Origin of the sequence: Acetatifactor muris (genome assembly GCF_024623325.1) — a bacterium.
In the GTDB taxonomy this organism is placed as follows: Bacteria; Bacillota; Clostridia; order Lachnospirales; family Lachnospiraceae; genus Acetatifactor; species Acetatifactor muris.
Map to the genome: position 1 here is coordinate 1 of NZ_JANJZD010000045.1, position 24,814 is coordinate 24,814.

A 24,814-nucleotide genomic window follows, 5' to 3' on the forward strand; every position below is an offset into this window, starting at 1 on the left:
CATACGAGATTTCAGTAAGTTTCATTAAAAAAATAGGAGAGGATGGCAATGTGTGATTTTTGCGGCAATCCCGCCTGCACGCTGACAAAGCAGCAAGTAGTAGAACGGGGCGCTATTCTGGAAAGCAACGCCTACGGCATTATGAGGCTGGCGACAGAGGAAAACCCACAGACATACAGCTTTAAGGGTGTGCCAGCATTTTACAGCTTAAGTGCGCTGATACCAGACGAGGACGAGGAAAACCCGCACGCTTATATACGTTTTGTTTTCGACGAGGACGAGGCAGTAGGCGAGTGTTGGGAAGAGCGGGAAGTAGAGAACCCGCTTTCATGGCAAACAGAGCAGGAATTTATAGAACGATTTGAGAAAGGCGGGCAGGAATGAGGACAGTATACATATGCAGCCCGTACAGGGCAAAGGACGGCGCAGAGCTTGACAGGCACATAGAGTATGCGCAGGCGCTTACAAAGCAGGCAATAGAGGCGGGCTTAGCGCCGATCACGCCGCATTTATACATGACGCAATGCTTAAATGAGGACAAGCTACAGGAGCGGGCGGCGGGTATGGCGGCAGGCTTAGCGTTGCTTAAATGCTGCGAATTTGTAATAGCAGGCGTTAAGTATGGAATTAGTGAGGGAATGAGCCGGGAAATACAGACGGCAGACTGTCTGGGGATTGAGGTAGTAAACGCGGACAAGCTGGCATACAAGCTGGAATATGACCGTAAGCGGAAAAAGGAAGTTATAGAGTGCTACGCAAAGCTGCACGCCTGCGATTTCTGCAAAGGTAGGCATTTCCATACCTGTACATTATTTTGCTGCGCAGAGCCTTATAAACGGGCTTATGAATATGCAGAAACACATTATAGCAAAGGAGCGATTAGAGAATGAGAAAATTAAGGAGAGCAGTATTAAGGAACGAGGCAAACAGGTTGAGCCGCCACGGGAGAAACGGGAAAAGCATTGCTATTTTCCGTAGCCTATGGGACGACTACAAGGAGCTGAAACAGCACAAAGAGCTTGCACAGAAAGAAAAAGGGCTTTTGGAGCAGATCAGAAACCTTAAGAGGCAGCGGAAAGCAGCAGCCCTGTAAATTCGCATTAAATGAGAATAATTTAATAGCCCCTACGGTACGGGAATACCATAGGGGCTAAGCTATACAGCTTTTACAACCTATATCCAGTATATCACTGTATGGCGAAATGTCAAGTAATACGCGGGCGCAAGCCCGTTTTACCACTTGATAAAACTATTAGCTTTCCGACCAGATAGACCTAAAAGGAGTAAAAATATATGCCATACGTTGAGAGGATAACAAGGGCGGGTAAGACCATAGAGGTAGAGAGGTATTTTACAAGCAGATATAAAAAGCAGGGGATAAAGAGGGGGGATAAGGTAAAGCCCACCACAGAGCAGCAGCAAAAGATCAATACAAGGCAGGCAGAAAGAAAGTTAAGGATTCTGATAAATGCTAATTTTGGATATGGGGACTATCATTTAGTGCTGGACTACATACGCAGGAAAGGGGAGCCGCCACGGACAAAAGAGCAGATGCGGCAGGACATGGATATATTTCTAAGGGAGTGCCGGAAAGAGTACAAAAAGGCTGGGATAGAGTTTAAGTATATTCATGTTATGGAGATCGGGGACAAGGGAGCCAGGCACCACCACTTAGTTATAAACCAGATAGATACAAAGATATTGCAGCAGTGCTGGTATAAGGCGTATGAGGGGCATAACCGGGTGAAAGTCTTTCCTCTGGACGACAGCGGCAACTATGCCGATCTGGCAGCTTATCTGATTAAGTACACGGACAAGCACAGGAAAGAAGAGGACGGGGCGCTACAGGGCAAACGCTGGAATAGCAGCAAGAACCTTGTAAGACCAGTGCCGGAAATACGGATAATTTCAGATCGGCAATGGTTCAAAGCAGAGCCGAGGGCGATAAAGGGATATTACGTTGACAAGGACAGCATAAGCAAGGGAGTACATAGCCCGGAATATTACGGCTACGGGTATTTCAGATATACATTAGTCAAATTAGAGGGAGAGGGGGGATAAGATGCAGTATGTACGGATTGTGGTAATAGGCGTGGGCGTGGTGCTTTTGGTACTGGCGGGCGCTGTAATGTGTCTGGCAGCAGTGGCTATAGCACATGCCAGCGAGGATACGAGGAACTGGGAATACTGGAACGGCATAGACGACAGAAAGGGGCGCAGGAAATGAGGCAGAGGCTTATACACTGGTTATTCCGGCATGGTAAGAACTGTAAGCACTGCTGCCTATGGTGTGAGTATTTCAGTATATGCAGCTGGGACACAGTAGGCAGGAAAGAGAGAAAGAAAATGCAGATATTTTACCCGGAATACATGGAGAGACGCAGACCGAAAACGCCGCGCTGTATCTGCGAAAATGAGATCAAAAGGCAACTGGGAATAATAAGCCCGTCGCTTTACGGGATTGTGGCAGCAGGCGGTAAAGGAGAAGAGGAGGCAAAAGAGCTGGCAGAGTACAGCAGGAAAGCAGAACGGTATTTATGCTACAAAAGGCGGTTAAGCAAGGAGCGCTGGAAAGCATTGTACAGGGAATATAGGAAAGAGAGGCGAGGGCATGAGAAACTTTAGGCTGGACGACGAGAGCGGACACCAAGAGGCGCTATTTAGCTGGGCGGGGTATCAGCTGGGACGTATGCCGGAATTGGAATATATGTACCATGTACCAAACGGCGGCAAGCGTGATGCGGCGACAGCAACGGCGCTAAAGAGGCAGGGAGTAAAAGCAGGCGTGCCGGATATTCATTTACCAGTAGCGCGGGGAGAGTACCACGGGCTGTACATAGAGCTTAAGGCTGGGAAGAATACCACGACGGCAAAGCAGAAAGGCTGGTTAAGGTTCCTGCGGCAGCAGGGATATTTTACAGCGGTATGTTATGGCTGGCAGGCGGCAGCAGAGCTGATAGAAAAGTATCTGCTGCGAATTAAGGATTTAGGAGAGGCGGGGCAGATATGGGGCAAGGAATAGGCTGTAAGATTTATGAGAACTGCGGCAGGGATTGTACGCACTGCGCAGCGGAAGAGGCAAAGAAGAAAGCCCGGAAAATGGAACCGAGGAAAACAACCATTTTTGAGGGGACGCAGGCAGAAAAGCTGGCGGCGAAAGGCTTAAAGAACTATGAAACCTATAAATGTCCTGTATGTAACTGGATTGTGGCAGATCGGAAACTTACGGGCTTTAAAATATCTAATTTCTGCGAGAACTGCGGGCAGGCATTGGAAACAGAGGTCACGAAAGAATAGAGCATATTAAGCAGCTGCGCCCAGAGGCGGCGCAAGAAAGAGAGGCAGAGAATGAAAGTTATAAGTTTGTTGAACTTAAAAGGCGGGGTAGCAAAGACCTTTACAGCGGTAAATATGGCATACGAGCTGTACCGCAGGGGCTACAAGGTACTGTTGCTGGATAACGACAAGCAGGGGAATTTAAGCAAGGCATACGGCAGATATGATGCGGAGAGCGTAGCGCCGATCACGAAACTGCTTTCCGGGGAATGGCAGGCGGCAGCAGAGCTGATACAGCGGACAGATTACGAGGGGATAGACATTGTTTCTGCGAACATGTCACTTATGGGCGCTACGTGGCAGCTGACGACGGAAGAGACAGGAAACCAGATAGAACGGTATAAGAGGCTGGCACAGCTGGACGCAGTGGGCGCTTATTACGATTTCTGCATTATTGATAACCCGCCAGACATAGGGCTTAACGTGGTAAATGCGCTGACGGTCACAGACGAGGTTATAGTACCCGTAAAAATAGACGAGTGGGCGTTAGAGGGCTTAGACATTCTGGCAGATCAGATAGAGGACGCAAGACAGTTTAACCCGGCGCTGCGTCTGCTGGGCGTTCTGGTTACGGCATATCAGAACACGGACGGAGAGGCAGCCGGGCGGGAGTGGTTAGAGACAGAAAAAGAAAGCTATTCTTTACTGGGCGTTATCAGATATTCCGGGAAAGTGGCAGAGAGTACGTTTTTATTCAAACCGATTTATGAGTACAGCCCGTGCTGCGGAGCTGCGCAGGACTATAAGAAATTCGTAACCAGATACACAGGGAAAGCGAGGTAAGGGAAATGGGAAAATCAAAATTTGGTTTTGCGGATATTATGAACGCAAAAAGCAGGGCAGCAGGCATAGGCAATGTAAGCGAGTATACGGAAATCTGGTTAAGCCCGTATGATGTAAAGCCCTCTGAAAGCAATTTCTATTCACAGGAGAACATAGAAGAGCTGGCAGACAGCTTTTTGACTGTAGGGCAACAGCAGCCCACGGTATTAGGCAGGGTAAACGGTGAATTTAAGATTGTGAGCGGACACCGCAGGAACCTTGCAAACATTCTGAACATTGAGCGGGGGCATGAGGAATTTAAGAAAGTGCGGTATCTGTACAAGGATATGACCGGGGCAATGTTTGAATTGTCTTTGCTGATCGGCAACGCATATAACAGGGAGCTTACGGCGTGGGAGAAAACCCAGCAGGCGCAGAGGTTGAAAGAGGCGCTTTTAAGGGCGAAAGACGAGGACGGGTTAGAGATCACGGGAAAGCTGCGGGACATTATAGCAGAGCTGATGAACGAAAGCCCCACGAATATAGCCCGCATGGATAGCATTAACAATAATGCCACGCCGGAGATCAAAGAAGAGTTTGCAAAGGGGAATATAGGAGTTACGACGGCTTATGAGGCTGCAAAGCTGCCGCCAGAAGAGCAGAAAGCCATAGCAGAAAAGGCGGCGGCAGGCGAGAACGTCCGGGCAAAGGAAATAGCGGCAAAGGTGGCAGAGAAAAAGGCGGGCGACAGCTACGAAACGCCGCACCCGGAAAGCATAACCTCTTTGTGCTATTCCTGTAAACGGTATAAAGATTGCAATGTGAAAACGGGTACTTGCGAAAAGTGCGATCAGTACATAAACAAGGCAGAGGCAGAGAAAACGGACGAGCAGCGTTATAGCGACGAGCAGGACAAAATAGACCGGGACACAAAGAAGAAATTGCAGGAACGGGCAGACCGGGAGAGAATGGAAAGCCTGCCGAGCGACGGGAAAGCAGATCATAAAACGCATGAGGTAAAAATAGCCTCTTCTTACTACGAGGATATTATAAGCGGCAAGAAAAAGTTTGAGCTGCGGAAAAATGACAGAGGCTATAAAGTGGGCGACAGCCTTAAAATGCTGGAATTTGACGAGGGAAAGCATACAGGGCGCACGATTGACGCAGATATTATTTATATGCTGGAAGATTATACAGGGTTGGAAGAGGGCTATTGTATTCTGGGGATTGATGTAACTGAATATTCCGCACGCAGAGGGCAAGTGTCCGAAACGGACACGGGGGGGCAGACCAGCTGCCGGGACAAATGAGCATTGACGATTACCAGATAGGACAGGCGGCAGCGCCGGAAAGAGGGGCAGGCAATGAACAGGCGGCAGCGGAAAAAGAAGAGTAAGCAGCAAATAACGGTATTCATAGGCTGCGACAAGGCAGCGAAAGCAGAGGACTACCGAAAAATGAAAGAAAGCATAGAGTACCAGCTTAGAGCGGGCAGCGCAGTATTGCTGCCTGCCTATCTGCATGTTGAGGCGGTCATACAGCAGCCCGGCAGCAGGCGTATTGTGATTAAGCAGGAAAGAGAGGTAAAACAGAATGAATTACAGGCAATGGAAAAAGAGGTATAAAAAACTGCATGGAGTAAACCCGCCTTTACTGCTGGATAAGAGAAAGCAGCGCAGACTTGCGAAAAAGGCAGTTAAAACTATAAGCCGAGTGGAGTTTACAGCGGCAGCAACAAGAGCGGCAGAGGCGATTACAAACGCTTTTGCATCTATAATGCGGTTTGTAGCCGGGGGTTTTGATTCAGCGGGGACGATATGCAGGAATGTAGCGGACAATATACAGCCGTTGGAGATTAAAGGGCGTATATTCAGCTGGAAAGTGAGGGAATACGGCAGCAGTCATTATGCAGTGTATGAGATAAACGCGCTGGGCGGCGCTGACGAGCTTAGAGCGATCACACACAGCCAGAGGGCAGCAGAAAAGATAGCGGAGATCATGGAAAGCGATCATTTAGAGTATTTAAGGCATGTAAGCCCGGAAAAGATAGGGCGCAGGAATGTAGTGGCAGACAGCTTGCGGGCAGCAGTCATTACGGCATATGAAAGCGGGGTGTTTGAATGAAAAATGCTAATTGGATATATGAATCAGTTTTCCCGGAAAATGAGGAAATGTTTAAGAAAATCGAGGCGGCATTAGGTTTTAAATTATTTTTCTGGCAAAAGGCTTATATTATTACGGGGCAATTTAGGCGGTATGGAAAAACTACGGCAGAAATCTTAAAAGAGCTGCTGGACGTAACAGGAACGCCAATAGACTACACAAAAAGACCGTCAAGCAGCAGAGAAGATTTTTATAGACGGGAAACAAGGGAAATACAAGAGCGGCTGCATAAAGCAGGAATTAAAACAAGGGTAATTTTTTGGAGTGCCAGGGATAAAAGGGCGTATGCAGACGTACAGCAAAGGAGATACCGGGAATGATAAAGTTTATGGACGAGATCACAGAGGCGCTTACAGAGGCAGTAAGGACGTATAAGGAATGGGCGGGAGAAATAGCAATATACATACTGGGGTTGCTGGCAAAGGGGCTTATTCTTCTTTCTACGCCTGTATGGATATTGCCGTATATACTGATACGGGATATTCTGCGGGACAATAACGGCGGGAAATGTGAAAAGCCGGATTGTGACAGCTGCCCGTTTCCACCATGCCAGAAAGGAGAGGGCGAACAGTGACGGATTTTTTATTGACAGTCATAATTATTTTGCTGCTGGCAATATTCGGACGGATTGACAGCGGATTCAAAGAAAGGAGTAGAAAAGATGCAGGAAACAGAAACTAAGGCAGCAGGCGCAGAGATCGCGGCAGGGGGAGAGGAAACAGGCGAAAGCTGGGTAGCACTTCCCGCCTCTGAATTTGAAGAGCTGATACAGAAAGCGGCAAGGGCAGCAGTGCGGGAATACAGAAAGCAGGAAGAAAAGGACAAGAGGCAGAATAAGTACCACAATACTTTTACGCTTATGAAATGTTACCGTGATGCAGTTTTCCATATCCAGAACGCAGTAAGCGACGGCGAGCAGTTAGAGCTTAAGGGAATGACAGAAGAGCAGCAGCGGGTATATCTGGAAAGCGTGAGGCGCAGCCGCTTTAAAACTCTGATAATGACAGCGCACATAGACAAGGCAGTAGAAGAGATCGAGCGCAGGCGCAGGGCAGCAGGCAGAGAGGTAGAGTATAAAGCGTTTGAACTGTATTTCATGCAGGGCATGGAGTATGCAGAGATCGCAGAGGAACTGGAAACCGGGAAGAACACGCCGCGCCGCTGGGTGACAGCGATCATAAATGAATTATCTGTACTGTTATGGGGAATTGATGAAGAGCGGGCGAGGCTGTAGCTGGCAGCAGCCGGGCTGGTAATATCGTGGTAAAATCGTGGTGTTTACATGGTATTTCAAAAGCTGTATAATGGTAACATGAAAAGAGTAGGCAGTAGCTTAGCCGTGACGCGGCAGCAGCAGCCTACTCTTTTTTTATTTCTTTAGCCTCCACCCGGCGCATGAAATCTAGGGCGCTGGGTATTGCAGAAAGGAGCGGGGACAGTATGAAAGCATGGGCTAAGAGTTTTTACTTATCGCAGGCGTGGGAGAATACCAGAGCCGCTTACTTAATGTCGCAGGACTACATATGTGAGCGCTGCGGGGAGCCTGCAAAGGTGGCGCACCATAAGCGTTACTTAACCAGAGAGAATATTAACGACGCGGGCATAACGCTAAGCTGGGACAACTTAGAGGCGCTATGCCAGGACTGCCATAACAAAGAGCATCATAAACGCAAGCCGCGCCTGCGGTATAAGTTTGATGCAGCGGGCGGCATATCCCCCCTATCCGAAAATCAGAATTAAAGGGGGAAAATACCGAGGGGGATACCCTAAAATTACCCTCCGGGCGCGTGCATACGTGGTGTAGGGGGGGTGTGGTGGGGTGATCTGGCAGCGGCAGCAGGCGGCAGGAAAGAGGGGTAAAAGGAATGGCTGCGCGGAAAAAGAAAAAAGAAAATCGTATCAAGGACGAGAAAAAAAGACTTAAGGAAATATTTGAAGAGCTTGAAGAAAATAAGCGAAATTTAGTAACGCCGCTGATAGAAAAGGCTGCTTTTATGAGCATAGAACTTGACGACTTGCAGGAAACCATAGAGCAGGAGGGCTGGACGAGTGAGTACAAGAACGGTGAAAACCAGTACGGGACAAAGAAAAGCCCGGAGGCAGAGACATACATAGCATTAAGCAAGAACTATGCGGCAGTCATTAAGCAGCTGACAGAATTAGTGCCAGCTGCAAAAAGAAAGGAAAGCAGGCTGGCTGCCCTGCGGGATGAGTAGGCGGCAGTGCTGCCCTATAAGAATTATATCTATGAGTACCACGCAAAAATAAAAAGCGGCGAGATCGTAGCGGGGAAATGGATAAAGGCAATTTACAAGATCATTGTGGACGGGCTGGAAAAGCAGGAATATTTTTTCAATGCAAAGGCGGCAAATAAGGCGATCAAGTTTATTGAAAATTTCTGTCACCACAGCAAGGGGCGCAGTGACCTTATAAAGCTGGAACTATGGCAGAAAGCTATTATTTCTGTCATTTTTGGTATACAGGACACAGAAAAAGTGCGCGTTTTCCGCGAGATTTTTATAGTTATCGGCAGAAAAAACGGCAAAAGTTTATTTGCATCTGCCATTATCGCGTACATGGCATTTTTGGAGCCGGAATACGGGCAGGAAATTTATTGCTTAGCGCCTAAGTTAGATCAAGCGGCGCTGGTATATGACGGATTCCACAAAATGGTAAAGGCAGAGCCGGAGCTTTTGGAGCTGGCGCGGAAACGGCGCAGTGATATTTACATTGAGGAAACGGAAAGTTTTGTTAAGCCGATTGCCTTTAATGCAAGGAAGTCTGACGGATTTAACCCGCAGCTGGTAGTATGTGATGAAATGGCGGCATGGCGGGGCGACGCGGGGCTAAAGCAGTATGAGGTTATGAAGTCTGCTTTAGGCGCACGCACGCAGCCTATGATCTTAAGCATAAGCACGGCAGGGTATGAGAATGACGGCATATACGACGAGCTTATGAAACGCAGCACCAGCTTTTTAAAGGGTAACAGCAAAGAACGTAGGCTTTTGCCGTTTATCTACATGATAGACGACGTGGAGAAGTGGAACGACATAGAAGAGCTTAAGAAAGCCAACCCGAACATGGGCGTTTCCGTAAAAGAGGGCTTTTTCATTGATGAAATAGCCGTAGCAGAGGGCAGCTTAAGCAAGAAAGCAGAGTTTTTATGTAAATACTGCAATATCAAGCAGAACAGCTCTATTGCATGGCTGGAATACATGACCGTAGACCGGGCAGGGGTAGAAAAGACATTAGAGGATTTCCGGGACTGCTACGCAGTGGGTGGCATTGATCTTAGCCAGACGACGGACTTAACGGCGGCAAGCGTTGTGATCGAAAAGGGCGGCGTGCTGTATTCCTTTACACAGTTCTTTATGCCGAAAGACCGCATAGAGAGCCTGCAAGCCACGGACGGCGTGCCGTATGACATATTTGTAAAGAAAGGGCTGATAACCTTAAGCGGCGAAAATTACGTTGATTACCACGACGTTTATAACTGGTTTATAATGCTGCTGGAAGTATACGGAATAAGACCGCTGAAAATCGGATATGACCGATACAGCGCCCAGTACCTTGTAAACGATATGAAAAATTACGGGTTCCATATGGACGACGTACACCAAGGCGAGAACTTAACGCCAGTTATCCGGGAATTTGAGGGAATTATAAAAGACGGCAATTTCAAGATCGCGGAAAACAGTTTACAAAAGACGCATTTCTTAAATGTTGCGCTTAAGCACAACATGGAAACAAGGAAATTCAGACCTGTAAAGATAGAGCAGCGGGCGCATATTGACGGTTTTGTATCTGTCATTGATGCAATGACGGTACGGCAGAAATACTGGGAAGAGTGCGGCGAGCTGCTGAAAAATGCCGCATAGAAAGGAGAGTAAGCGGAGTGAAATTTTTTGATTATTTATTCCACGGGAAAAAGCTGCAAGTGATAGACAGCTATTTTAAAATGCTGAACGGCTACAGCCCGACGTTTACGAGCTTTAACGGCGGCGTATACGAAATGGACTTGACAAGGGTAGCGATCAACAGTTTTGCCACACATTGCAGCAAGCTAAAGCCGGAGATCGAGGGCAGCGCCCTAAAGCATCTGGAAAGGGTATTGCAGTACAAACCTAACTATTTCATGGACACAACGAAATTCATAAAGCGTCTGGCGACGATCTTAGCGGTAGAACATACCGCTTTTATTGTGCCTATTGAGGACGAGACAGGGAACCTGTGCGGCTTTTATCCCCTGCGGGCGCAGCGCTGCGAAGTGGTAGAGGCTGCCGGGCGGGTGTATCTGCGGTATCTATTTGCAAGCGGGGAGTATGGGGCGATTGAGTTTGAAAAAGTCGGCATAATGACTGACTTTGAATACAGCGACGATCTTTTCGGAGAGGATAACAGCACGCTTAAGCCTACAATGCAGCTGATACATACCCAGAATGAGGGCATTATTAACGCCGTGAAAAATTCAGCAAACATACGCTTTCTGGCAAAGGTGGCAAATTTGCTGAAGCCGGAGGACATAAAAGCAGAGCGGGAGCGGTTTACAGAGGAAAATTTAAGCGCGGACAATAAAAGCGGCATGATTATTTATGATAACAAGTTTTCTGATCTGAAACAGGTAGAAAGCAAGCCATATACGCCAAACGCGCTACAAATGCAGCAGATACAGGATAACGTATGTACGCATTTTGGTACAAACATGGATATTCTGCAAAACAAGTTTAACGAGGAAACATGGAACGCCTATTATGAGGGGAAAATAGAACCTTTTGCAATCCAGCTTTCGCTTGTCATGTCAAACATGGCATTTTCGCAGCGGGAGCTTGCGCACGGGAACGCGATCACGTTTTCCGCAAACCGCCTGCAATACGCCAGCAATGCTACAAAGCTGCAAGTAAGCACACAGCTTTTTGACCGGGCGCTGCTTAACCGCAACGGCGTAATGGATATATGGAACATGCCGCACGTAGAGGACGGCGAAAAGTATTACATACGCAAGGAATACACGGAAGTAAGCCAGCTGGGGAAAAACGAGGAAAAGCAGCAGATCATTATACAGCAGATGCCGCAGCCGGGGCAGCAGGCGGCAGGGACGGAGCCGGGGGAAGAGCCAGCGCCGGACGATAAGGGACAGAAAGAGGGTGTAACAGATGCCGATCAAACAGGACAGGGAGTATAGGACGCTGGCAGCGCCATTGTCGGCGCAGGCGGCGGCAAAGCGGATAGAGACGGATTTTTACGTTGAGGGCTACGCGACGACGTTTGAAAGCCCGTATCTGCTTTATGAGATCGAGGGTACAAAGTTTTACGAAAGAATAGACGCGCACGCGCTGGACGGGGCAGACATGAGCGACGTAATTATGCAGTATGACCATGAGGGGCGCGTATTTGCCAGACAGTCTAACGGTTCCCTTATTCTGATACCAGACCATAAGGGGCTTTTGATTGCAGCCGATTTAGGCAGGACGGACTTAGCGCGGGGGCTGTATCAGGACATACAGCAGGGCATGATAACAAAAATGTCGTGGGCTTTCACCGTGAAAACGGACAGCTACGACAGGGCAACGCATACAAGGACAATATTGGAGATCAAAAAAGTTTATGATGTATCAGCCGTGAGCATACCAGCAAACGGCGATACTGAAATAAGCGCCCGCAGTTTTGCACATAGGAGTTATGAGGCAGAGAGGCAGGAGCGGCTTTTACAGCGGGCGAGGCTACTAAAGATCAGAGCCAGTCTATAAAAAACAGAAAAGGAGATTGCAGAACATGAACAGATTGAAAGAAATCGAGGCAAGGTTAGCCCAGATCAAGGGCGAACTTACCACAAGGGCAGCAGAGCTGACAGAGGCAGAGATCGCGGCGCTGGAAACAGAGGTAACGGCATTGCAGGAAGAGCGGGCGGCATTACAGGCGGCGGCAGAAAAGCGTAAGGCGTTACTGGAAAGGATCGCAAACGGCGAGCCTGTAGAGGGCGACGGGGGAGAGGCAGCGCCCGCAACCGTGCTGCGCAATTTCAAGCCCGCAGACCATACCGACGACACCGGGGACAGATACGGCAGCATGGCATACAGAAAGGCGTTTATGCAGTATGTCTGCCGTGGCGCGGAAATCCCGGCAGAGTACCGGGCAGACGCAGTAAGCAAGACCACGGACGTAGGCGCGGTTATTCCCACAACCGTACTGAACCAGATCGTAGAAAAGCTGGAAAGCACGGGCATGATCTTAGCCCTTGTTACCAGAACGGCGTACAAGGGCGGCGTGAGTATTCCCGTTTCCACGGTAAAGCCCGTGGCTACATGGGTAAATGAGGGCGCAGGCAGCGACAAGCAGAAAAAGGGCATCAAGAAAGACGGTATGATTACTTTTGCGTACCATAAGCTGCGCTGCGCGGTAGCCGTATCTCTGGAAGTTGACACAATGGCAATGAGCGCTTTTGAAACGCTGCTTATCAACAATATTGTTGAGGCAATGACAAAGGCAATCGAGCAGGCGATCATTGACGGGGACGGGACAGGAAAACCGAAAGGGATTTTGCAGGAGACACCCGCAGACGGGCAGACCATTGACAGCGCAAAACCCGCTTATGATGATCTGATCAACGCAGAGGCGGCGTTACCGCAGGCATATGAAAACGGGGCGGTATGGTGCATGAGCAAAAAGACGTTCATGCAGTATTACGGGCTGACAGATGCCAACGGGCAGCCGATCGGCAGGGTAAATTACGGGATTGCAGGAAAGCCGGAGCGGACGCTTTTAGGCAGACCTGTAGTGTGCTGCGACTATGTAACAAGCTATGCGGCAACACTGGCAGCAGGCACGGCTTTTGCTTTCCTCTTTAATTTCAAAGATTATGTGCTGAATACTAATTACGCTATGGGCGTAAAGCGGTATGAGGACAACGACACCGACGACACCGTAACAAAGGGTGTCATGCTGGCAGACGGCAAGGTAGTTGATAAAAACAGTCTGGTAGTTATCCAGAAACTGAAAGCGGCGTAAGCTGGGAATCAATAAGGCGGCTGGCGTTTCCTGCGCTGGCTGCCGGAAAGGTGGAACCATGAAAGGACATTTAGACGTAAAAGAGCTGGAAAGCTACAAAAAAGCTGATATTCAAAAGCTGGCGCGTGATCTGGGCGTAAGCGACGCGGGGACAATCAAGGAGATTGCCGCCAGATGCGCGGCTGTAGAGATCGAGACGGGAGAGGGAGAGCCGCAAACGGAACCGGGAAAGGAAGCCGGACAGCAGACCGGGGACGAGGCGGGAGAACAGGCAGCGGAAGTAGCCGGGCAGCAGACCGGGGACGGGGCAGAGGACACCGCAGGAGCGCCCCAGACGGGGCAGGAAACGGCAGAAGAGGACAAGGCGGCAGAGATCACCAGAGACACCGAACAGGAGCAGGAAGAGGCAGGAAAGGCGGCAGGCGGGGTAAGGGTGGAAGTAGTAGCCAGATACTTAGACCAGCAGCTTAACCAGATCAAAGAGGCTGGGGAAGTCTTTACAGTAGACCGGGAACGGGCAGCGGTGCTGGTACATGAAAAAGTTGTGAAGATCAGAGAGTAAGCGCGGCGGGGGCTGCGGTAAAGAAAGCGGGTGCATGGTATGGCGGCAGATGCCACTACATTAACAGGGAAAATGCGGGCGGCGCTGCGTATCAGCAGCACAAGCGCAAAGATTACAGAAGAAATAGAGGACTGCATAGGAGCCTGTAAAGCCGATCTTGCGAATGACGGCGTAAAAGTCATTGACGAGAGCGACGAGCTGATTATACGGGCAATAACGCTGTACTGCAAGGCAGAATTTGGGTACAACGGGAAAGCGGAGAAATTCAGACAATCTTATGATCTGCTTAAGGCGCGGCTTTCTATGTCAAAGGAATATAACACAGCGCCGCCCGTGTCCGAAACGGACACCACAGACGGGGAAAGCGGGGCGCAAAATGGCTGAATGGGTAGACGAGATCATACTTGTAAAAGAGACAGTGCCAGCGGACGGCAGCAGGGTAGACGGCGACGGGTTCCCGGTGCAGCAGGAAGAGGAAAAGCGTACTGTTTTCTGCAATATGAAATCTGTAGGCTATTCTGAATATTTCAAGAGCCAGCAGACAGGGAAAGTGGTAGAGGCGAAATGTGAGGTACATAAGGCAGACTATGAGGGTGAGGACACCGTAGAGGATATGGGCGGGAAACGCTTTTTTGTGCTTAAGACTTACGACATAGACGACGACACCATAGAACTTACCCTAACTGATCTGCGGCATAAGGACAAGGAGGCGTAAGCGTGGCAGAGTTTAGCACGGTAGGCTTAGAGGACGTAATAGAGGCTTTCAGCAGGCGCGAACAGGCGACAGTAGAGGCAGTGCCAAAGATGCTACAGGCGGGCGCTGCCGTTCTGGTACAGGCACAGCAGGAAGAGGCGCAGGCAATGGGGCTGAATGAAACGGGCGGTTTTGTGAAATCCATTAAGGCTACAGCGGTAAAAGGCGACAGCCGGGAAAAGCATATTGACGTTTTCCCGCATGGCAGGGCTAAGCATGGGAACGACAGGAAAGGCGATAAAAGCAACGTGCGCTATGCGACAATCGGATTTGTGGCAGAATACGGGACAAGCAGCCAGGCAGCCCGCCCTTATATGACCGTGGCAAATGACAAGGCGCAAAGCAAGGTAGTAGAGGCGCAGCGGGAAGTATGGGAGCGTGAAAACAATGTGTAGCATAAAGGAAGTGATAGAAAGCGCAGGGCTGCCAGCAGAGAGGGGCGTATATACCGGGAAAAAGAAACCAGCCGTTTACTGTACTTTCCTGCGTCTGAATAAAGGCGCTGCGTTAAGGGCAGACGATAAAAACAGCGGCGACAGGGAGCTATACAGGGTTACGCTTTTCTGTAAGGGGAACTTTGAAAAAAGTCTGAAACTGCTTACAGAGAAAATGGAGGCAGCAGGCTTTTATATCAACGGCGTAGATACTGAACACTACGAGACGGAAACGGGGTACTGGCTTATCCCGGTAACAATCGAAATATTAAAGGAGTGAAAAACAATGACATTAGGACTGAAAGACCTTTTTTATGCGATCTGCACGGAAAAGGACGGCGTAGAAAGCTACGGGCTGCCTAAAAAACTGGCAGAGGCTATGAGCGCTGATCTTTCCGTAAAAACGGCAACGGCTGACCTGTACGCAGACGACGCGATCAGCGAGAGCGTAAAGGAATTTATTAACGGCACGTTAAAGCTGGGCGTTAAAGACCTTACGCCGGAAGTGCTGGCAGACGTTCTGGGGCAGATGGTAGACCAGAATAAAGTTGTATGGGCTGGGGACGGTGACGAGCCGCCGTTTCTTGCTATCGGGTTCCGGGCGGCAAAGACCGGGGGAAGATTCCGCTATATCTGGCTGCTGAAATGTAAATTTGAGCTGCCGGGCGAGAAGTACGAGACGAAAGGCGAAAGCATCAAGTTTAACACGCCGGACATTACCGCCACTTTCTATAAGCGGAAAAAGGACGGGAAATGGAAAGCGGATTTTGTGGGAACCGAGACAGAGACGGCAGCTGGCACATGGTTTACGGAAGTGCCGGAACCCGCAGAGCAGATACAGGGAGTATAAAAAGAATATGAGGAAAGGAGAGAGGCGCGGCGTGGCTGCGCCTTAAATTATGCCAATGAGTGCAGTAAAAGACGGCGGCTACGTTGTGACGCTGAAAGGGAAAGATTACAGACTGCTTTTCACCCTTAACGCGCTGGACGAGATTCAGACGAAATTTGGGGGCTATGACAAGCTGAATGAGATTTTCAACCAGAGTAACCCGGACTGGGTAAAAGATACAAAATGGCTGCTTACCATGCTTATCAATGAGGGACTGCTGGAAGAGGACGAAAACGCACAAATCATGGAAGAGCAGAGAGTAGGGAGGCTGATTCACATGGGAAATCTGGCAGAGGTACAGCGTGCTATTTATGCGTCGTTTGCAGCAGGGACGGCAGGCGACGGGGAGAACACAGGGGAAACCGAAGAGGAAAGAGAAGAGGCGGGGGAAATGAAAGCCGGGCAGGAAAGTTAGACACTGCCCGGCTTTTATATATCGCAATGGTACTGCTGGGCTACAGGGAGCGCGAGGCGTGGAGAAAAACGCCTTACCAGATTGTAACCCTATTCAGATACCACAGGGAGTATAACCCGCACATTTTCAGACAGGGGCAGGCGGCAGCAGAGCCGCAGGCAGCAGTACAGGACGACATAGACGTAGCACTAGGGGGCTTTTAATTTATGGCTGATAAAACAGAGAATATCAAAACCCGGCTTAGTTTTGACGGAGAGGCAGAGTATAAAGCAGCCTGCAAGGAAATTAACAGCACCCTTAAAGTGCTTAATTCTGAAATGAAACTTGTAACGGCTGAATACAGGGACAATGCCAACAGCGCGGAGGCACTGAAAGCAAAGCAGGACGTTTTACAGAGGACTTACGACGAGCAGGCGAAAAAGGTAAAGGAAACAGAGCAGGCATTAGAGAAATGCAGGCAGGCGACAGGAGAGAACAGCGAAGAGAGTAAAAAGCTGGAAACGCAGCTGAATTACCAGAGGGCGGCGCTGGTAAAGACCGAGCAGGAGTTAAACAAGACCGCAGACGAACTGGAAAAGGCAGAAAACGCAGCAGACGAACTGGGCGAAGAGATAGAGGAAAGCGGGCAGCAGGCAGAGGCAGCGGGCGGCAAGTTCTCTGGATTGAGCGGTATTCTGGGCGGGCTGGGCGGCATTATGGCAAAGGGCATAGCGGCAGTGGGAACGGCTGCGGCAGCCATAGGCACGGCTGTAGTGGCTGGGCTGGGCTACGCAGTAAGCCAGGCAGACGAGGCGAAAGGCGCGTTAAATGATTTCTGCGCCGCGACGGGGACGGCAACGGACGAGGCAGACCAGTACAAGCAAGTTATGGAGAATATCTATAACGGCAATTATGGAGAGGGATTCGAGGATATAGCCGCGTCAATGGCGACAGTAAAGCAGCAGGCAGGGGATATGGGCGCAGACGAGCTGGAAAAAATGACTACAAACGCCTTAACCCTGCGAGATACGTTTGATATGGACGTTGCCGAGAGTACAAGGGCAGCCACGCAGCTTATGCAGAAATTTGGTATTTCCGGCGACGAGGCTTATAACCTGATCGCGCAGGGGGCGCAGCAGGGGCTTAACCAGAACGGGGATTTACTGGACGTTATTAACGAATACAGCAACCAGTATGCGCAGGCAGGGCTTAGCGCAGAGGATATGTTTAATTCCATTAAAAACGGCGCAGATACGGGAGTATGGAGCGTTGACAAAATGGGCGACGCTTTCAAGGAATTTAACATAAGAATGAATGACGGAACGGCGGGGGAATACCTTACAAGTCTGGGGCTTAATGCGGACGAGCTGGTAGGGAAGTTTCAAGCCGGGGGCGACAGCGCGAAAGAGGCAATGAGCCAGATAAGCGAGGCGCTTAAGAACTGCGACGACGAGAGCCTACAGTATACGGCAGGCGTAGGGCTTATGGGTACTATGTGGGAAGATATGGGAGCGGATGCCTGCACAGCACTTATGGGCGTAGAGGGGGAAATAAGCAAGACTGTAGACGCAATGGGGCAGATCAACGCCGTAAAGTATGACACTTTCGGGGAGGCAATGCAGGGCGCAGGCAGGATTTTACAGACCAGCTTTATTATGCCGATCGGAGAGCAGGCGTTACCGATTTTCAGCCAGTTTGCAAATGAATTGCAGCAGGGCGCGGCTGATGCAGGCGGCGATATGGGAAAACTGGCGCAGAGTTTTGGGGACGCGCTGGGGAATATGGTAAGCGGGCTTTCTGAAATGCTGCCGCAGATTACAGGTTTTGCGGTAGAGCTTGTGAACGGGCTTGTAGGTGGCATTGTGGAGAGCGCGCCGACGATCATAAAAGCGGGCGTTGATATGATAACGGCGTTAGTGGACGGCATTGTAGATGCCATACCGACGCTGGCGGAAAGCGCCGCAGAGATCATTACTACACTGCTGGACGGCATTATAGCGCTGATACCGAGCATAGCAGACGGGGCGGTACAGATCATAGCAGGGCTGGCAGACGGGCTGGGGCAGGCGTTGCCCGCACTCATACCGAGCATTATAGAGGCAGTGCTTACAATCGTTGAAACGCTTATAAACAATGTGCCTATGTTGATAGATGCAGCATTGCAGCTTGTTACCGGGCTGGCAGACGGAATTATAGCAGCGCTGCCAGTTATCATAGAGAGGCTGCCGCAGATCATAACCAGCATTATCAATGCACTGGTTGAGGGAATACCGAAGATTCTGGAAAGCGCGGGCGATATAGTGATCGCGCTTGTGGACGGCATTATAGATGCAATCCCTCTGCTGATAGCGGCAATGCCGCAGATCATAGTTGCCATTGTTACGGGGCTGGTAGAGGGGCTGCCGAAGATCGTAGCGGCAGCAGGGCAGCTGGTAGTAAGCATAGTTACAAAGCTGGCAGAGCTGCCCGCCCAGATCGCGGGGGCAATCGCAGACGGCATAAACAAAATTGCCGAGTGGGGCGCACGTATGCAGGAAAAAGGCGGCACGGTGATAGAAGAGTTTGTGGCGAAAGTTATCAATGTCGTAAAGGAGCTGCCGCAGAAAATCTGGAATAGCATCATAAATGCAGTTACCAGAGTAGCAACGTGGGGCGCAAATATGCAGGCAAAAGCCAAAGAGGTAATGGACACAATGCTTACGAACATTGTAACCATTGTGAAAGAAACGCCTGTAAAAATCTGGAACTGTATCATAGGAGCGGTAAACAAAGTAGCGACGTGGGGCGCGAACATGGTAAGCAAAGCCAAAGAGGTAATGAATACCATGCTTACGGCAATCGTGAACATTGTAACGCAGACACCGCAGAAAATCTGGAACTGCATCATAGGTGCGGTTACAAAAGTAGCGACGTGGGGCGCGAACATGGTAAGCAAAGCCAAAGAGGTAATGAATACTATGCTTACGGCAATCGTGAACATTGTAACGCAGACACCGCAGAAAATCTGGAATAGTATCATAGGCGCGGTTACAAAGGTGGCGACGTGGGGCGCAAATATGGTAAGCAAAGCCCGCGAGGTAATGAACAGCATGGTTACGGGCGTTGTGAACATAGTAAAAGAGATTCCGCAGAAAATCTATAACAGCATATCCGGCGCTATTTCCAAAGTAGCCCAGTGGGGTACAGAGGTAAAAAACAAGGCGGTAGAGGGTATGCGCAACTGCGTAAACGGAATTATAAATGCTTTCTCTAATATCGGCAGTTCTTTTGCGACAATCGGCAGCAACATTGTACAGGGTATCTGGAACGGCATAAGCAACGGCTGGAACTGGTTAAAGGATAAAGTTTCAAGCCTTGCAAACAGCCTGTTAGATGCCGCAAAGAGCGCTTTAGGGATTGAAAGCCCGTCTAAAAAGTTCCGGGACGAGGTAGGGTTATTCATGGCGCAGGGCATAGGCGTAGGCTTTTCTGATGAAATGAAAAAAGTAAATAAGCAGATCGAGGAAAGCATACCGCAGGAATTTGACGTAGGCGCAAAAGTCAATTTCTCTGACGCTGACATAGACGGGGAGCCGTGGAAACCAAAGCCGAAAGGCGGCGGGGCAGCAGGCAGCCCGGTAGTACATATCACACAGAATATATACGCCAATACGACGGACTACGCAAAGCAGCAGAAAGAGGCGCAGCGGCAGTTTAAGCAGGCAGCAAGGACGGTGTTAGCATGATGTATGAAAAGCTGGTTTATACCAATGAGAGGGGCGAAAGCATAGAGCTTAGCGTAGGCAGTGTGTACCATTGCAATGTAAGCAAGGACGTAGACGGCATAGCAGGCGTGACAAATGCAGTCTACAGCACAAACAGCATGGGGCAGCACGGAGACACATATGTAGGGCAGCGGATAGAGGCGCGGGACGTAGACATACTGGGGCATATCAATACAAGGGACAAGCAGCAGTCTTACGAACTGCGCCGCAGGCTGCTTAAGATATTTAACCCGGAGCTGGGCGGCACGCTTGCCTATGAATACGGCAGCTTTAAGCGTATTATTAACTGCCGCCTGCATGGAAAGCCGGACGTAGGGAGAAAAAGCGTTTTGCAGCAGTTCAGCTTACAGCTGGACTGCCTTAACCCGTTCTGGCGGGAAGAGGACGAGCAAAAGGAAGATATAGCAAGCTGGGTAGCTGCCTGGCATTTTCCCTGCGTGATCGAAAAGGACAACAGTAAAAGTATGATTTTTGGGTATCGCGCAGAAAGCGTAATTGTGGACTGCTTTAATGAGGGCGACGTATCAACGGGTATGCGGGTAAGGTTTACCGCACTGGGGACGGTTACAAACCCGGTCATTTTAAACGTAGACACAGGGGAATTTATAAAGCTGAATGTAACCATGCAGACCGGGGACGTGATCGAGGTAAACACGAAATACGGCAGCAAGGGCGCTACACTGACGCGGGACGGGGTAAAGTATGACTATTTCCGCAAGGTGGACGTAGACAGTACATTTATGCAGCTTGACATAGGCGACAATAATTTCCGTTATGATGCGGACGGCGGCGTAAATTCTATGGAAGTCTCTATTTTTTATGACAGGGAATATCTGGGGGTATGACGCATGGAGCTTAGAGTATTTGACGAGACGGTAGAACCGCTGGGACTGATCGACGAAATGGCAAGCCTGTTATGGCATGTAAAGTATTTTGATGTAGGCACGTTCAATCTGCTTGCGCCGATCACGGACAATAACAAACGGCTGCTTACCGAGGGCAATATTATTGTAAAGCATGACGGAAAGCGGGAAGTGACGGACACGGCGGGCGGTATCTGGCGCAGGGCTGCGCAGATTACCTATGTACATATTACAAAAGACGAGAACGGGTTAGAGCAGATAGAGGCACAGGGCTACATGCTTAGCCAGTGGCTTAACAAGCGCTGCATAAGCCCGCAGATCGTAACGACGGCGACGAACCAGAGCATTATAAACACAATGGTAAAGAATAACTGCGGCAGCAGTGCAAGTACAAAGCGCCGTTTCCCGCGCTTTATCATGCTGGCACAGGAGAACATAGCAGGTAGCACGGTAGAGTACGCAAACGAGGTATACGCAAAGCTGGGGCAGGAAGTAAAGGCGAGAGCGCAGGCAGGAAAGCTGGGCTATGACATTCTGATTAACGAGAGATCGCGACAGTACGGCTTTTATCTGTATAAGGGCAAAGACCTTACAGCGAAAAACAGCGAGGGAAACACGCCTTGTATTTTTTCGCGGGATTTTGACAATGTAAACGAGCAGGAATATACAGCCAGTATAGAAAACTGCGGGAATTTCATTTACATACAGGGGGCGGCAGACGACAGCGGCAGCCAGCCCGTGACGACGGTAGACGGAGAGGGCGCGTCTGGTTTGGAACTGACAGAAGTATTTTGTGACGCGACGGACATAGCCCGGAAATACCAGAGCGGGGAAACAGAGGTAACAATACCGCTTAATACCTATTTGCAGATGCTTAAGACAAGGGCGGCAGCAGAGCTGGAAAACTACGGAAAGATCATAAATTTTGTAAGCACCATTAACACAAATTCTAACCTTAAGTTTAAGCAGGACTTTGATTTAGGGGACAGGATCACATGCAAGGAAACAAAGTGGGGCATACAGATTGATGCACGGATAACAGAGGTAACAGAGACATACCAGAAAGGCGCAGAGGAAATAGAGGCGACGTTTGGGGACAGCCTGCCTACGCTGGTAGACCAGATAAGGAAAGTGAGGTAAAAAGCATGGCTGATTGTCTGCCGTTCAATGCCATTCTGGTAGATGAAGAATACGACAGGGTATATAAAGCCGAGGACTGGGCGTGGTATTTTGCCACGTTCATAGCAAACGGCGTTTTCCCGAAACCCAGCGACGGGCTACAGGTTATAGCCTATGACAAAATGGAAATCAAGGTAAACGCCGGGTATGCGTTTATCAATGGTTACGCTTTCAGAAACCCTGTAAGCATGGGTATTACGTTAAGCACCGCAGAGGGGGCGCTTAACCGAATAGACCGGGTAATTATACGCTGGGACTTGACGCAGAGGGACATGTATCTGACCGTCTTAAAGGGCGTGCCGTCTGCAAAGCCTACGGCAGCAGCCTTAACCCGGAATACGGAAATATGGGAGCTTGCCATAGCTGATATTTACGTGGGGAAAGGCGTAACAAAGATTCAGACAAAGGATATTACAGACCAGCGGTTTAACAGTGCCTTGTGCGGCATTGTGAAAGGCACAATAGAAGAGATCGACGCAAGCGTACTGACGAAACAGTTTGATGATTTTTTCAAAACCTACAGCCAGGCAGTGCTGGACGAGTTCAGCGTATATAAGCAGGACATGGAAAAGTACCTAAGCGAGATCGCGGGCATTTATGAGCATTACATAACCATAACTGAAAGCCTGTTTACCCAGTACGAGAACCAGTTCAGCGAGCGGTACAATTCTTTTGAAAGCACGCTTGACGGCTGGGACGCGGAACTATTGAAAGCCTATACCGCTTTCATGGCGAAAATCACGCTTTTCCAGACAGAGGCAGAAAGCGAGTTTAACGCATGGTTTGAGGATATTAAGGAAAAGCTGGGCGGGGACATTGCAGGCAGCCTGCAACTGCAAATAGACGGGCTGACAGAGGCGGTAGAACAGCTGCGGCAGCAGGCAGAGGCGGGCAGCACGGCGACGGCAGAGACGCTGGCAGAGCTTGACAGGCGGGTTACGCTGATCGAAAACGGCTGGAACATCAATTATAAGCATGATGCCGTTTTGGGCTTGTGCTATCTGGGAGCTGCCTACATGTGCCAGCATTACGAAAGAACAGAGGAAACGGCAGTATTGGGAATTGCATATATCGGCAATTCCTATCTTGCAAATACATTTTAAGGAAAGGGGCAGATTATGAAAGGATTTCCCAAAACATTAAAGACAAAAGACGATTACTACAACTGCCTTGCTATGGTGGCAGCCGGGGAGCTGGCGGCAGTTGATCTGCTGGCAAAAATTGAAAGTCTGGAAAAGCAGCGCTATATACAGTGCGCTATTGTATCGGTGGCAGAGGAAAAGAAAGCAGTAACAGTATATTACTGCGACGAGGCAGCGCCGGGCATGGCTTTTGAGGCTGGCGGCATTTCCGGGACGATCACGGCGGTAACGCACACCCAGACGGACGAGGCAGCGGCGGCAGGCGAAACGGGCAATGACAGGACGGTATTAACACTGTCAAAGGGAATTACCGCAGAAAATACGGCTATAGGGCTGGAAAAGGCGGCAGCAGTGGCAGGAATGACAGCAGACGATATTACAGCACTGAAAGGAGTGTTAAAACAGTATGAGTAGGATATTTGTTGATGATGTGACAAAGACAGACCGCCGGGCGCTTTTGAATGTAAACAAGCTGGCGACGATCAGCGACATTGTAGCGCCGACGAGCCAGTATTTATATGCAAGCGGGGCAAATGAGATCACAGTAATAGAGGGCTGCGTAATTGCCGTGGGCGGCGCTGGTATCTTTAAGACGGGAAACACGGTACTTAATGCCTCTAATCTGGATATAGGCGCGGCTTTTGCTGTAGGCAGTGACTATTATGTTTATATCTGCGACAGCAGGCAGGACGCACAGGACGAGCAGTATATTATTTCCCTTAACTCTACATATCCGAGCGGGTGGAACGCCAGCAACAGCCGCAAGATCGGCGGCTTTCATTATGGGCGTTGCCGCAAGATCAATGATAATATGCAGCCTGTGAACAGCAGCGGCGCTATTTTCGGTACGGGCTGGGAAAGCGCAGTAAGCAACGGGATTGTGCCGCGCAGCGTATGGACGCTGGGACACCGCCCGAAATGTAGCCCGGAGGGTATGGTATATCTGGGCGGCGGCACATGGGTAGATATTTACCTTAATTCTGACGACGGCGCACAGGGCTTGAAGTCGGAATATAATTGCGCGCCAATGACAGGCACGGAGGGCATGAACTGGTACACATTCACAGAAAGGCTGATGAAAAGCGGAAAGCGTATGCCGGACTACAGCGAATTTTGCGCCTATGCTTTCGGCAGCCCGCAGGGGCTTGACGGGGCAAACACAAACGCATGGACGGCGACGACGAACACGGGCAGGGGGACTACGGGCAGCGTGGTAAATGCCGTTTCTGCCGTGGGCTGCGTTGATGCCGTGGGGCGTGTCTGGGAATGGCTTAATGATCTGATTACACGGGCAGAACACGCCACAAATGCAGAATACCACCCTACGGCGGCGTGGGGCTGGGATAAGAAAAGCCCTTTAAGGGATAATGCCACAAAGTACGACGTAGGCAACATTTACCAGTATTACGCGTATTCTCTGGCGGCGCTGATCGCGGGCGGTGACTGGAACGATGGCGTTCACGCGGGCGCGCGTGCCGTGGATTGCCGCCATTACCCGTGGAGCGTGCCCGCGCACATCGGCGTGCGCGGGGCGTGTGATTCTATGTAGAGGCGGGCGAAAGCCCAG

Annotated in this window: 33 protein-coding genes and 1 pseudogene; all 34 read left to right on the forward strand. The window is 49.9% G+C overall.

What is annotated here, in order from left to right; all coding sequences use genetic code 11:
• The first annotated feature begins 48 nt into the window (after window positions 1–48).
• Window positions 49–384, forward strand: a complete 336-nt coding sequence (locus tag NSB25_RS25350; RefSeq protein ID WP_103241015.1) for a hypothetical protein — start codon at window positions 49–51, stop codon at window positions 382–384.
• A complete protein-coding gene (locus tag NSB25_RS25355) occupies window positions 381–890 on the forward strand; it encodes a DUF7768 domain-containing protein (RefSeq protein WP_103241014.1) in 510 nt (169 codons plus the stop codon). The genes NSB25_RS25350 and NSB25_RS25355 overlap by 4 nt, the downstream gene beginning before the upstream one ends.
• The gene (locus tag NSB25_RS25360; protein ID WP_103241013.1) at window positions 887–1,093 is read left to right on the forward strand and encodes a hypothetical protein; all 207 of its coding nucleotides are present in this window, start codon (window positions 887–889) and stop codon (window positions 1,091–1,093) included. Before NSB25_RS25355 ends, NSB25_RS25360 begins: the two co-directional genes overlap by 4 nt.
• A gap of 200 nt (window positions 1,094–1,293) precedes the next feature.
• Complete coding sequence (locus NSB25_RS25365) at window positions 1,294–2,061, forward strand: rolling circle replication-associated protein (RefSeq protein WP_103241012.1); 768 nt, start codon at window positions 1,294–1,296, stop codon at window positions 2,059–2,061.
• A gap of 1 nt (window position 2,062) precedes the next feature.
• The gene (locus tag NSB25_RS25370; protein ID WP_172455191.1) at window positions 2,063–2,227 is read left to right on the forward strand and encodes a hypothetical protein; all 165 of its coding nucleotides are present in this window, start codon (window positions 2,063–2,065) and stop codon (window positions 2,225–2,227) included.
• A 119-nt stretch (window positions 2,228–2,346) separates the two neighbouring features.
• Window positions 2,347–2,625 carry a hypothetical protein gene (locus NSB25_RS25375; RefSeq protein ID WP_172455190.1) on the forward strand — a complete coding sequence of 93 codons (279 nt, stop codon included), beginning with the start codon at window positions 2,347–2,349 and terminating at the stop codon, window positions 2,623–2,625.
• The gene (locus tag NSB25_RS25380; protein WP_103241010.1) at window positions 2,612–3,022 is read left to right on the forward strand and encodes a VRR-NUC domain-containing protein; all 411 of its coding nucleotides are present in this window, start codon (window positions 2,612–2,614) and stop codon (window positions 3,020–3,022) included. The genes NSB25_RS25375 and NSB25_RS25380 overlap by 14 nt, the downstream gene beginning before the upstream one ends.
• Complete coding sequence (locus NSB25_RS25385) at window positions 3,007–3,297, forward strand: hypothetical protein (protein ID WP_103241009.1); 291 nt, start codon at window positions 3,007–3,009, stop codon at window positions 3,295–3,297. Before NSB25_RS25380 ends, NSB25_RS25385 begins: the two co-directional genes overlap by 16 nt.
• 51 nt (window positions 3,298–3,348) lie before the next feature.
• Window positions 3,349–4,119, forward strand: a complete 771-nt coding sequence (locus NSB25_RS25390; protein WP_103241008.1) for a ParA family protein — start codon at window positions 3,349–3,351, stop codon at window positions 4,117–4,119.
• Between the two features lie 5 nt (window positions 4,120–4,124).
• Entirely contained in the window at window positions 4,125–5,408 is a 1,284-nt protein-coding gene (locus NSB25_RS25395) for a ParB/RepB/Spo0J family partition protein (protein ID WP_103241007.1), read from the forward strand.
• Between the two features lie 54 nt (window positions 5,409–5,462).
• Window positions 5,463–5,723, forward strand: coding sequence for a hypothetical protein (locus NSB25_RS25400; protein ID WP_103241006.1), 261 nt, complete (start codon window positions 5,463–5,465; stop codon window positions 5,721–5,723).
• Window positions 5,692–6,222 (forward strand): hypothetical protein, encoded by a 531-nt coding sequence (locus NSB25_RS25405; RefSeq protein ID WP_103241005.1) that lies wholly within the window; start codon window positions 5,692–5,694, stop codon window positions 6,220–6,222. The genes NSB25_RS25400 and NSB25_RS25405 overlap by 32 nt, the downstream gene beginning before the upstream one ends.
• Window positions 6,219–6,581: a hypothetical protein gene (locus tag NSB25_RS25410; RefSeq protein ID WP_103241004.1), complete on the forward strand. Its 363-nt coding sequence runs from the start codon at window positions 6,219–6,221 to the stop codon at window positions 6,579–6,581. The genes NSB25_RS25405 and NSB25_RS25410 overlap by 4 nt, the downstream gene beginning before the upstream one ends.
• Window positions 6,578–6,835, forward strand: coding sequence for a hypothetical protein (locus NSB25_RS25415; RefSeq protein ID WP_103241003.1), 258 nt, complete (start codon window positions 6,578–6,580; stop codon window positions 6,833–6,835). Before NSB25_RS25410 ends, NSB25_RS25415 begins: the two co-directional genes overlap by 4 nt.
• An 87-nt stretch (window positions 6,836–6,922) precedes the next feature.
• Window positions 6,923–7,495 carry a hypothetical protein gene (locus NSB25_RS25420; protein WP_103241002.1) on the forward strand — a complete coding sequence of 191 codons (573 nt, stop codon included), beginning with the start codon at window positions 6,923–6,925 and terminating at the stop codon, window positions 7,493–7,495.
• Between the two features lie 206 nt (window positions 7,496–7,701).
• A complete protein-coding gene (locus NSB25_RS25425; RefSeq protein WP_103241001.1) occupies window positions 7,702–8,001 on the forward strand; it encodes an HNH endonuclease in 300 nt (99 codons plus the stop codon).
• A gap of 125 nt (window positions 8,002–8,126) precedes the next feature.
• Window positions 8,127–8,477, forward strand: a complete 351-nt coding sequence (locus tag NSB25_RS25430; RefSeq protein WP_103241000.1) for a hypothetical protein — start codon at window positions 8,127–8,129, stop codon at window positions 8,475–8,477.
• Between the two features lie 6 nt (window positions 8,478–8,483).
• Complete coding sequence (locus NSB25_RS25435; RefSeq protein ID WP_103240999.1) at window positions 8,484–10,139, forward strand: terminase large subunit; 1,656 nt, start codon at window positions 8,484–8,486, stop codon at window positions 10,137–10,139.
• Window positions 10,140–10,156: 17 nt separating this feature from the next.
• A complete protein-coding gene (locus NSB25_RS25440) occupies window positions 10,157–11,443 on the forward strand; it encodes a phage portal protein (RefSeq protein ID WP_103240998.1) in 1,287 nt (428 codons plus the stop codon).
• A complete protein-coding gene (locus NSB25_RS25445) occupies window positions 11,415–12,008 on the forward strand; it encodes an HK97 family phage prohead protease (RefSeq protein WP_103240997.1) in 594 nt (197 codons plus the stop codon). The genes NSB25_RS25440 and NSB25_RS25445 overlap by 29 nt, the downstream gene beginning before the upstream one ends.
• 31 nt (window positions 12,009–12,039) lie before the next feature.
• Window positions 12,040–13,266 (forward strand): annotated as a pseudogene (locus NSB25_RS25450) (phage major capsid protein); the annotation flags it as partial.
• A 58-nt stretch (window positions 13,267–13,324) separates the two neighbouring features.
• Complete coding sequence (locus NSB25_RS25455; RefSeq protein WP_103240995.1) at window positions 13,325–13,828, forward strand: hypothetical protein; 504 nt, start codon at window positions 13,325–13,327, stop codon at window positions 13,826–13,828.
• A 39-nt stretch (window positions 13,829–13,867) separates the two neighbouring features.
• The gene (locus tag NSB25_RS25460; RefSeq protein WP_103240994.1) at window positions 13,868–14,212 is read left to right on the forward strand and encodes a phage head-tail connector protein; all 345 of its coding nucleotides are present in this window, start codon (window positions 13,868–13,870) and stop codon (window positions 14,210–14,212) included.
• Entirely contained in the window at window positions 14,205–14,543 is a 339-nt protein-coding gene (locus NSB25_RS25465) for a hypothetical protein (protein ID WP_103240993.1), read from the forward strand. Before NSB25_RS25460 ends, NSB25_RS25465 begins: the two co-directional genes overlap by 8 nt.
• A 2-nt stretch (window positions 14,544–14,545) precedes the next feature.
• Window positions 14,546–14,977 carry an HK97 gp10 family phage protein gene (locus tag NSB25_RS25470; RefSeq protein WP_103240992.1) on the forward strand — a complete coding sequence of 144 codons (432 nt, stop codon included), beginning with the start codon at window positions 14,546–14,548 and terminating at the stop codon, window positions 14,975–14,977.
• Window positions 14,970–15,296, forward strand: a complete 327-nt coding sequence (locus NSB25_RS25475) for a hypothetical protein (protein WP_103240991.1) — start codon at window positions 14,970–14,972, stop codon at window positions 15,294–15,296. Before NSB25_RS25470 ends, NSB25_RS25475 begins: the two co-directional genes overlap by 8 nt.
• 6 nt (window positions 15,297–15,302) lie before the next feature.
• A complete protein-coding gene (locus NSB25_RS25480; protein ID WP_103240990.1) occupies window positions 15,303–15,866 on the forward strand; it encodes a major tail protein in 564 nt (187 codons plus the stop codon).
• A gap of 49 nt (window positions 15,867–15,915) precedes the next feature.
• The gene (locus tag NSB25_RS25485; protein WP_242982527.1) at window positions 15,916–16,320 is read left to right on the forward strand and encodes a hypothetical protein; all 405 of its coding nucleotides are present in this window, start codon (window positions 15,916–15,918) and stop codon (window positions 16,318–16,320) included.
• A gap of 206 nt (window positions 16,321–16,526) precedes the next feature.
• On the forward strand, window positions 16,527–20,024 hold the full coding sequence (locus NSB25_RS25490) for a phage tail tape measure protein (RefSeq protein ID WP_103240989.1): 3,498 nt from the start codon (window positions 16,527–16,529) through the stop codon (window positions 20,022–20,024).
• Complete coding sequence (locus NSB25_RS25495; protein WP_103240988.1) at window positions 20,021–20,908, forward strand: phage tail family protein; 888 nt, start codon at window positions 20,021–20,023, stop codon at window positions 20,906–20,908. Before NSB25_RS25490 ends, NSB25_RS25495 begins: the two co-directional genes overlap by 4 nt.
• A 3-nt stretch (window positions 20,909–20,911) precedes the next feature.
• Window positions 20,912–22,066 (forward strand): siphovirus ReqiPepy6 Gp37-like family protein, encoded by a 1,155-nt coding sequence (locus NSB25_RS25500; protein ID WP_103240987.1) that lies wholly within the window; start codon window positions 20,912–20,914, stop codon window positions 22,064–22,066.
• A 5-nt stretch (window positions 22,067–22,071) separates the two neighbouring features.
• Window positions 22,072–23,208: a hypothetical protein gene (locus NSB25_RS25505; protein ID WP_103240986.1), complete on the forward strand. Its 1,137-nt coding sequence runs from the start codon at window positions 22,072–22,074 to the stop codon at window positions 23,206–23,208.
• Between the two features lie 15 nt (window positions 23,209–23,223).
• Entirely contained in the window at window positions 23,224–23,661 is a 438-nt protein-coding gene (locus tag NSB25_RS25510; RefSeq protein ID WP_103240985.1) for a hypothetical protein, read from the forward strand.
• Window positions 23,654–24,796, forward strand: coding sequence for a phage major tropism determinant (locus NSB25_RS25515; protein WP_103240984.1), 1,143 nt, complete (start codon window positions 23,654–23,656; stop codon window positions 24,794–24,796). The genes NSB25_RS25510 and NSB25_RS25515 overlap by 8 nt, the downstream gene beginning before the upstream one ends.
• The last annotated feature ends 18 nt before the right edge of the window (window positions 24,797–24,814 follow it).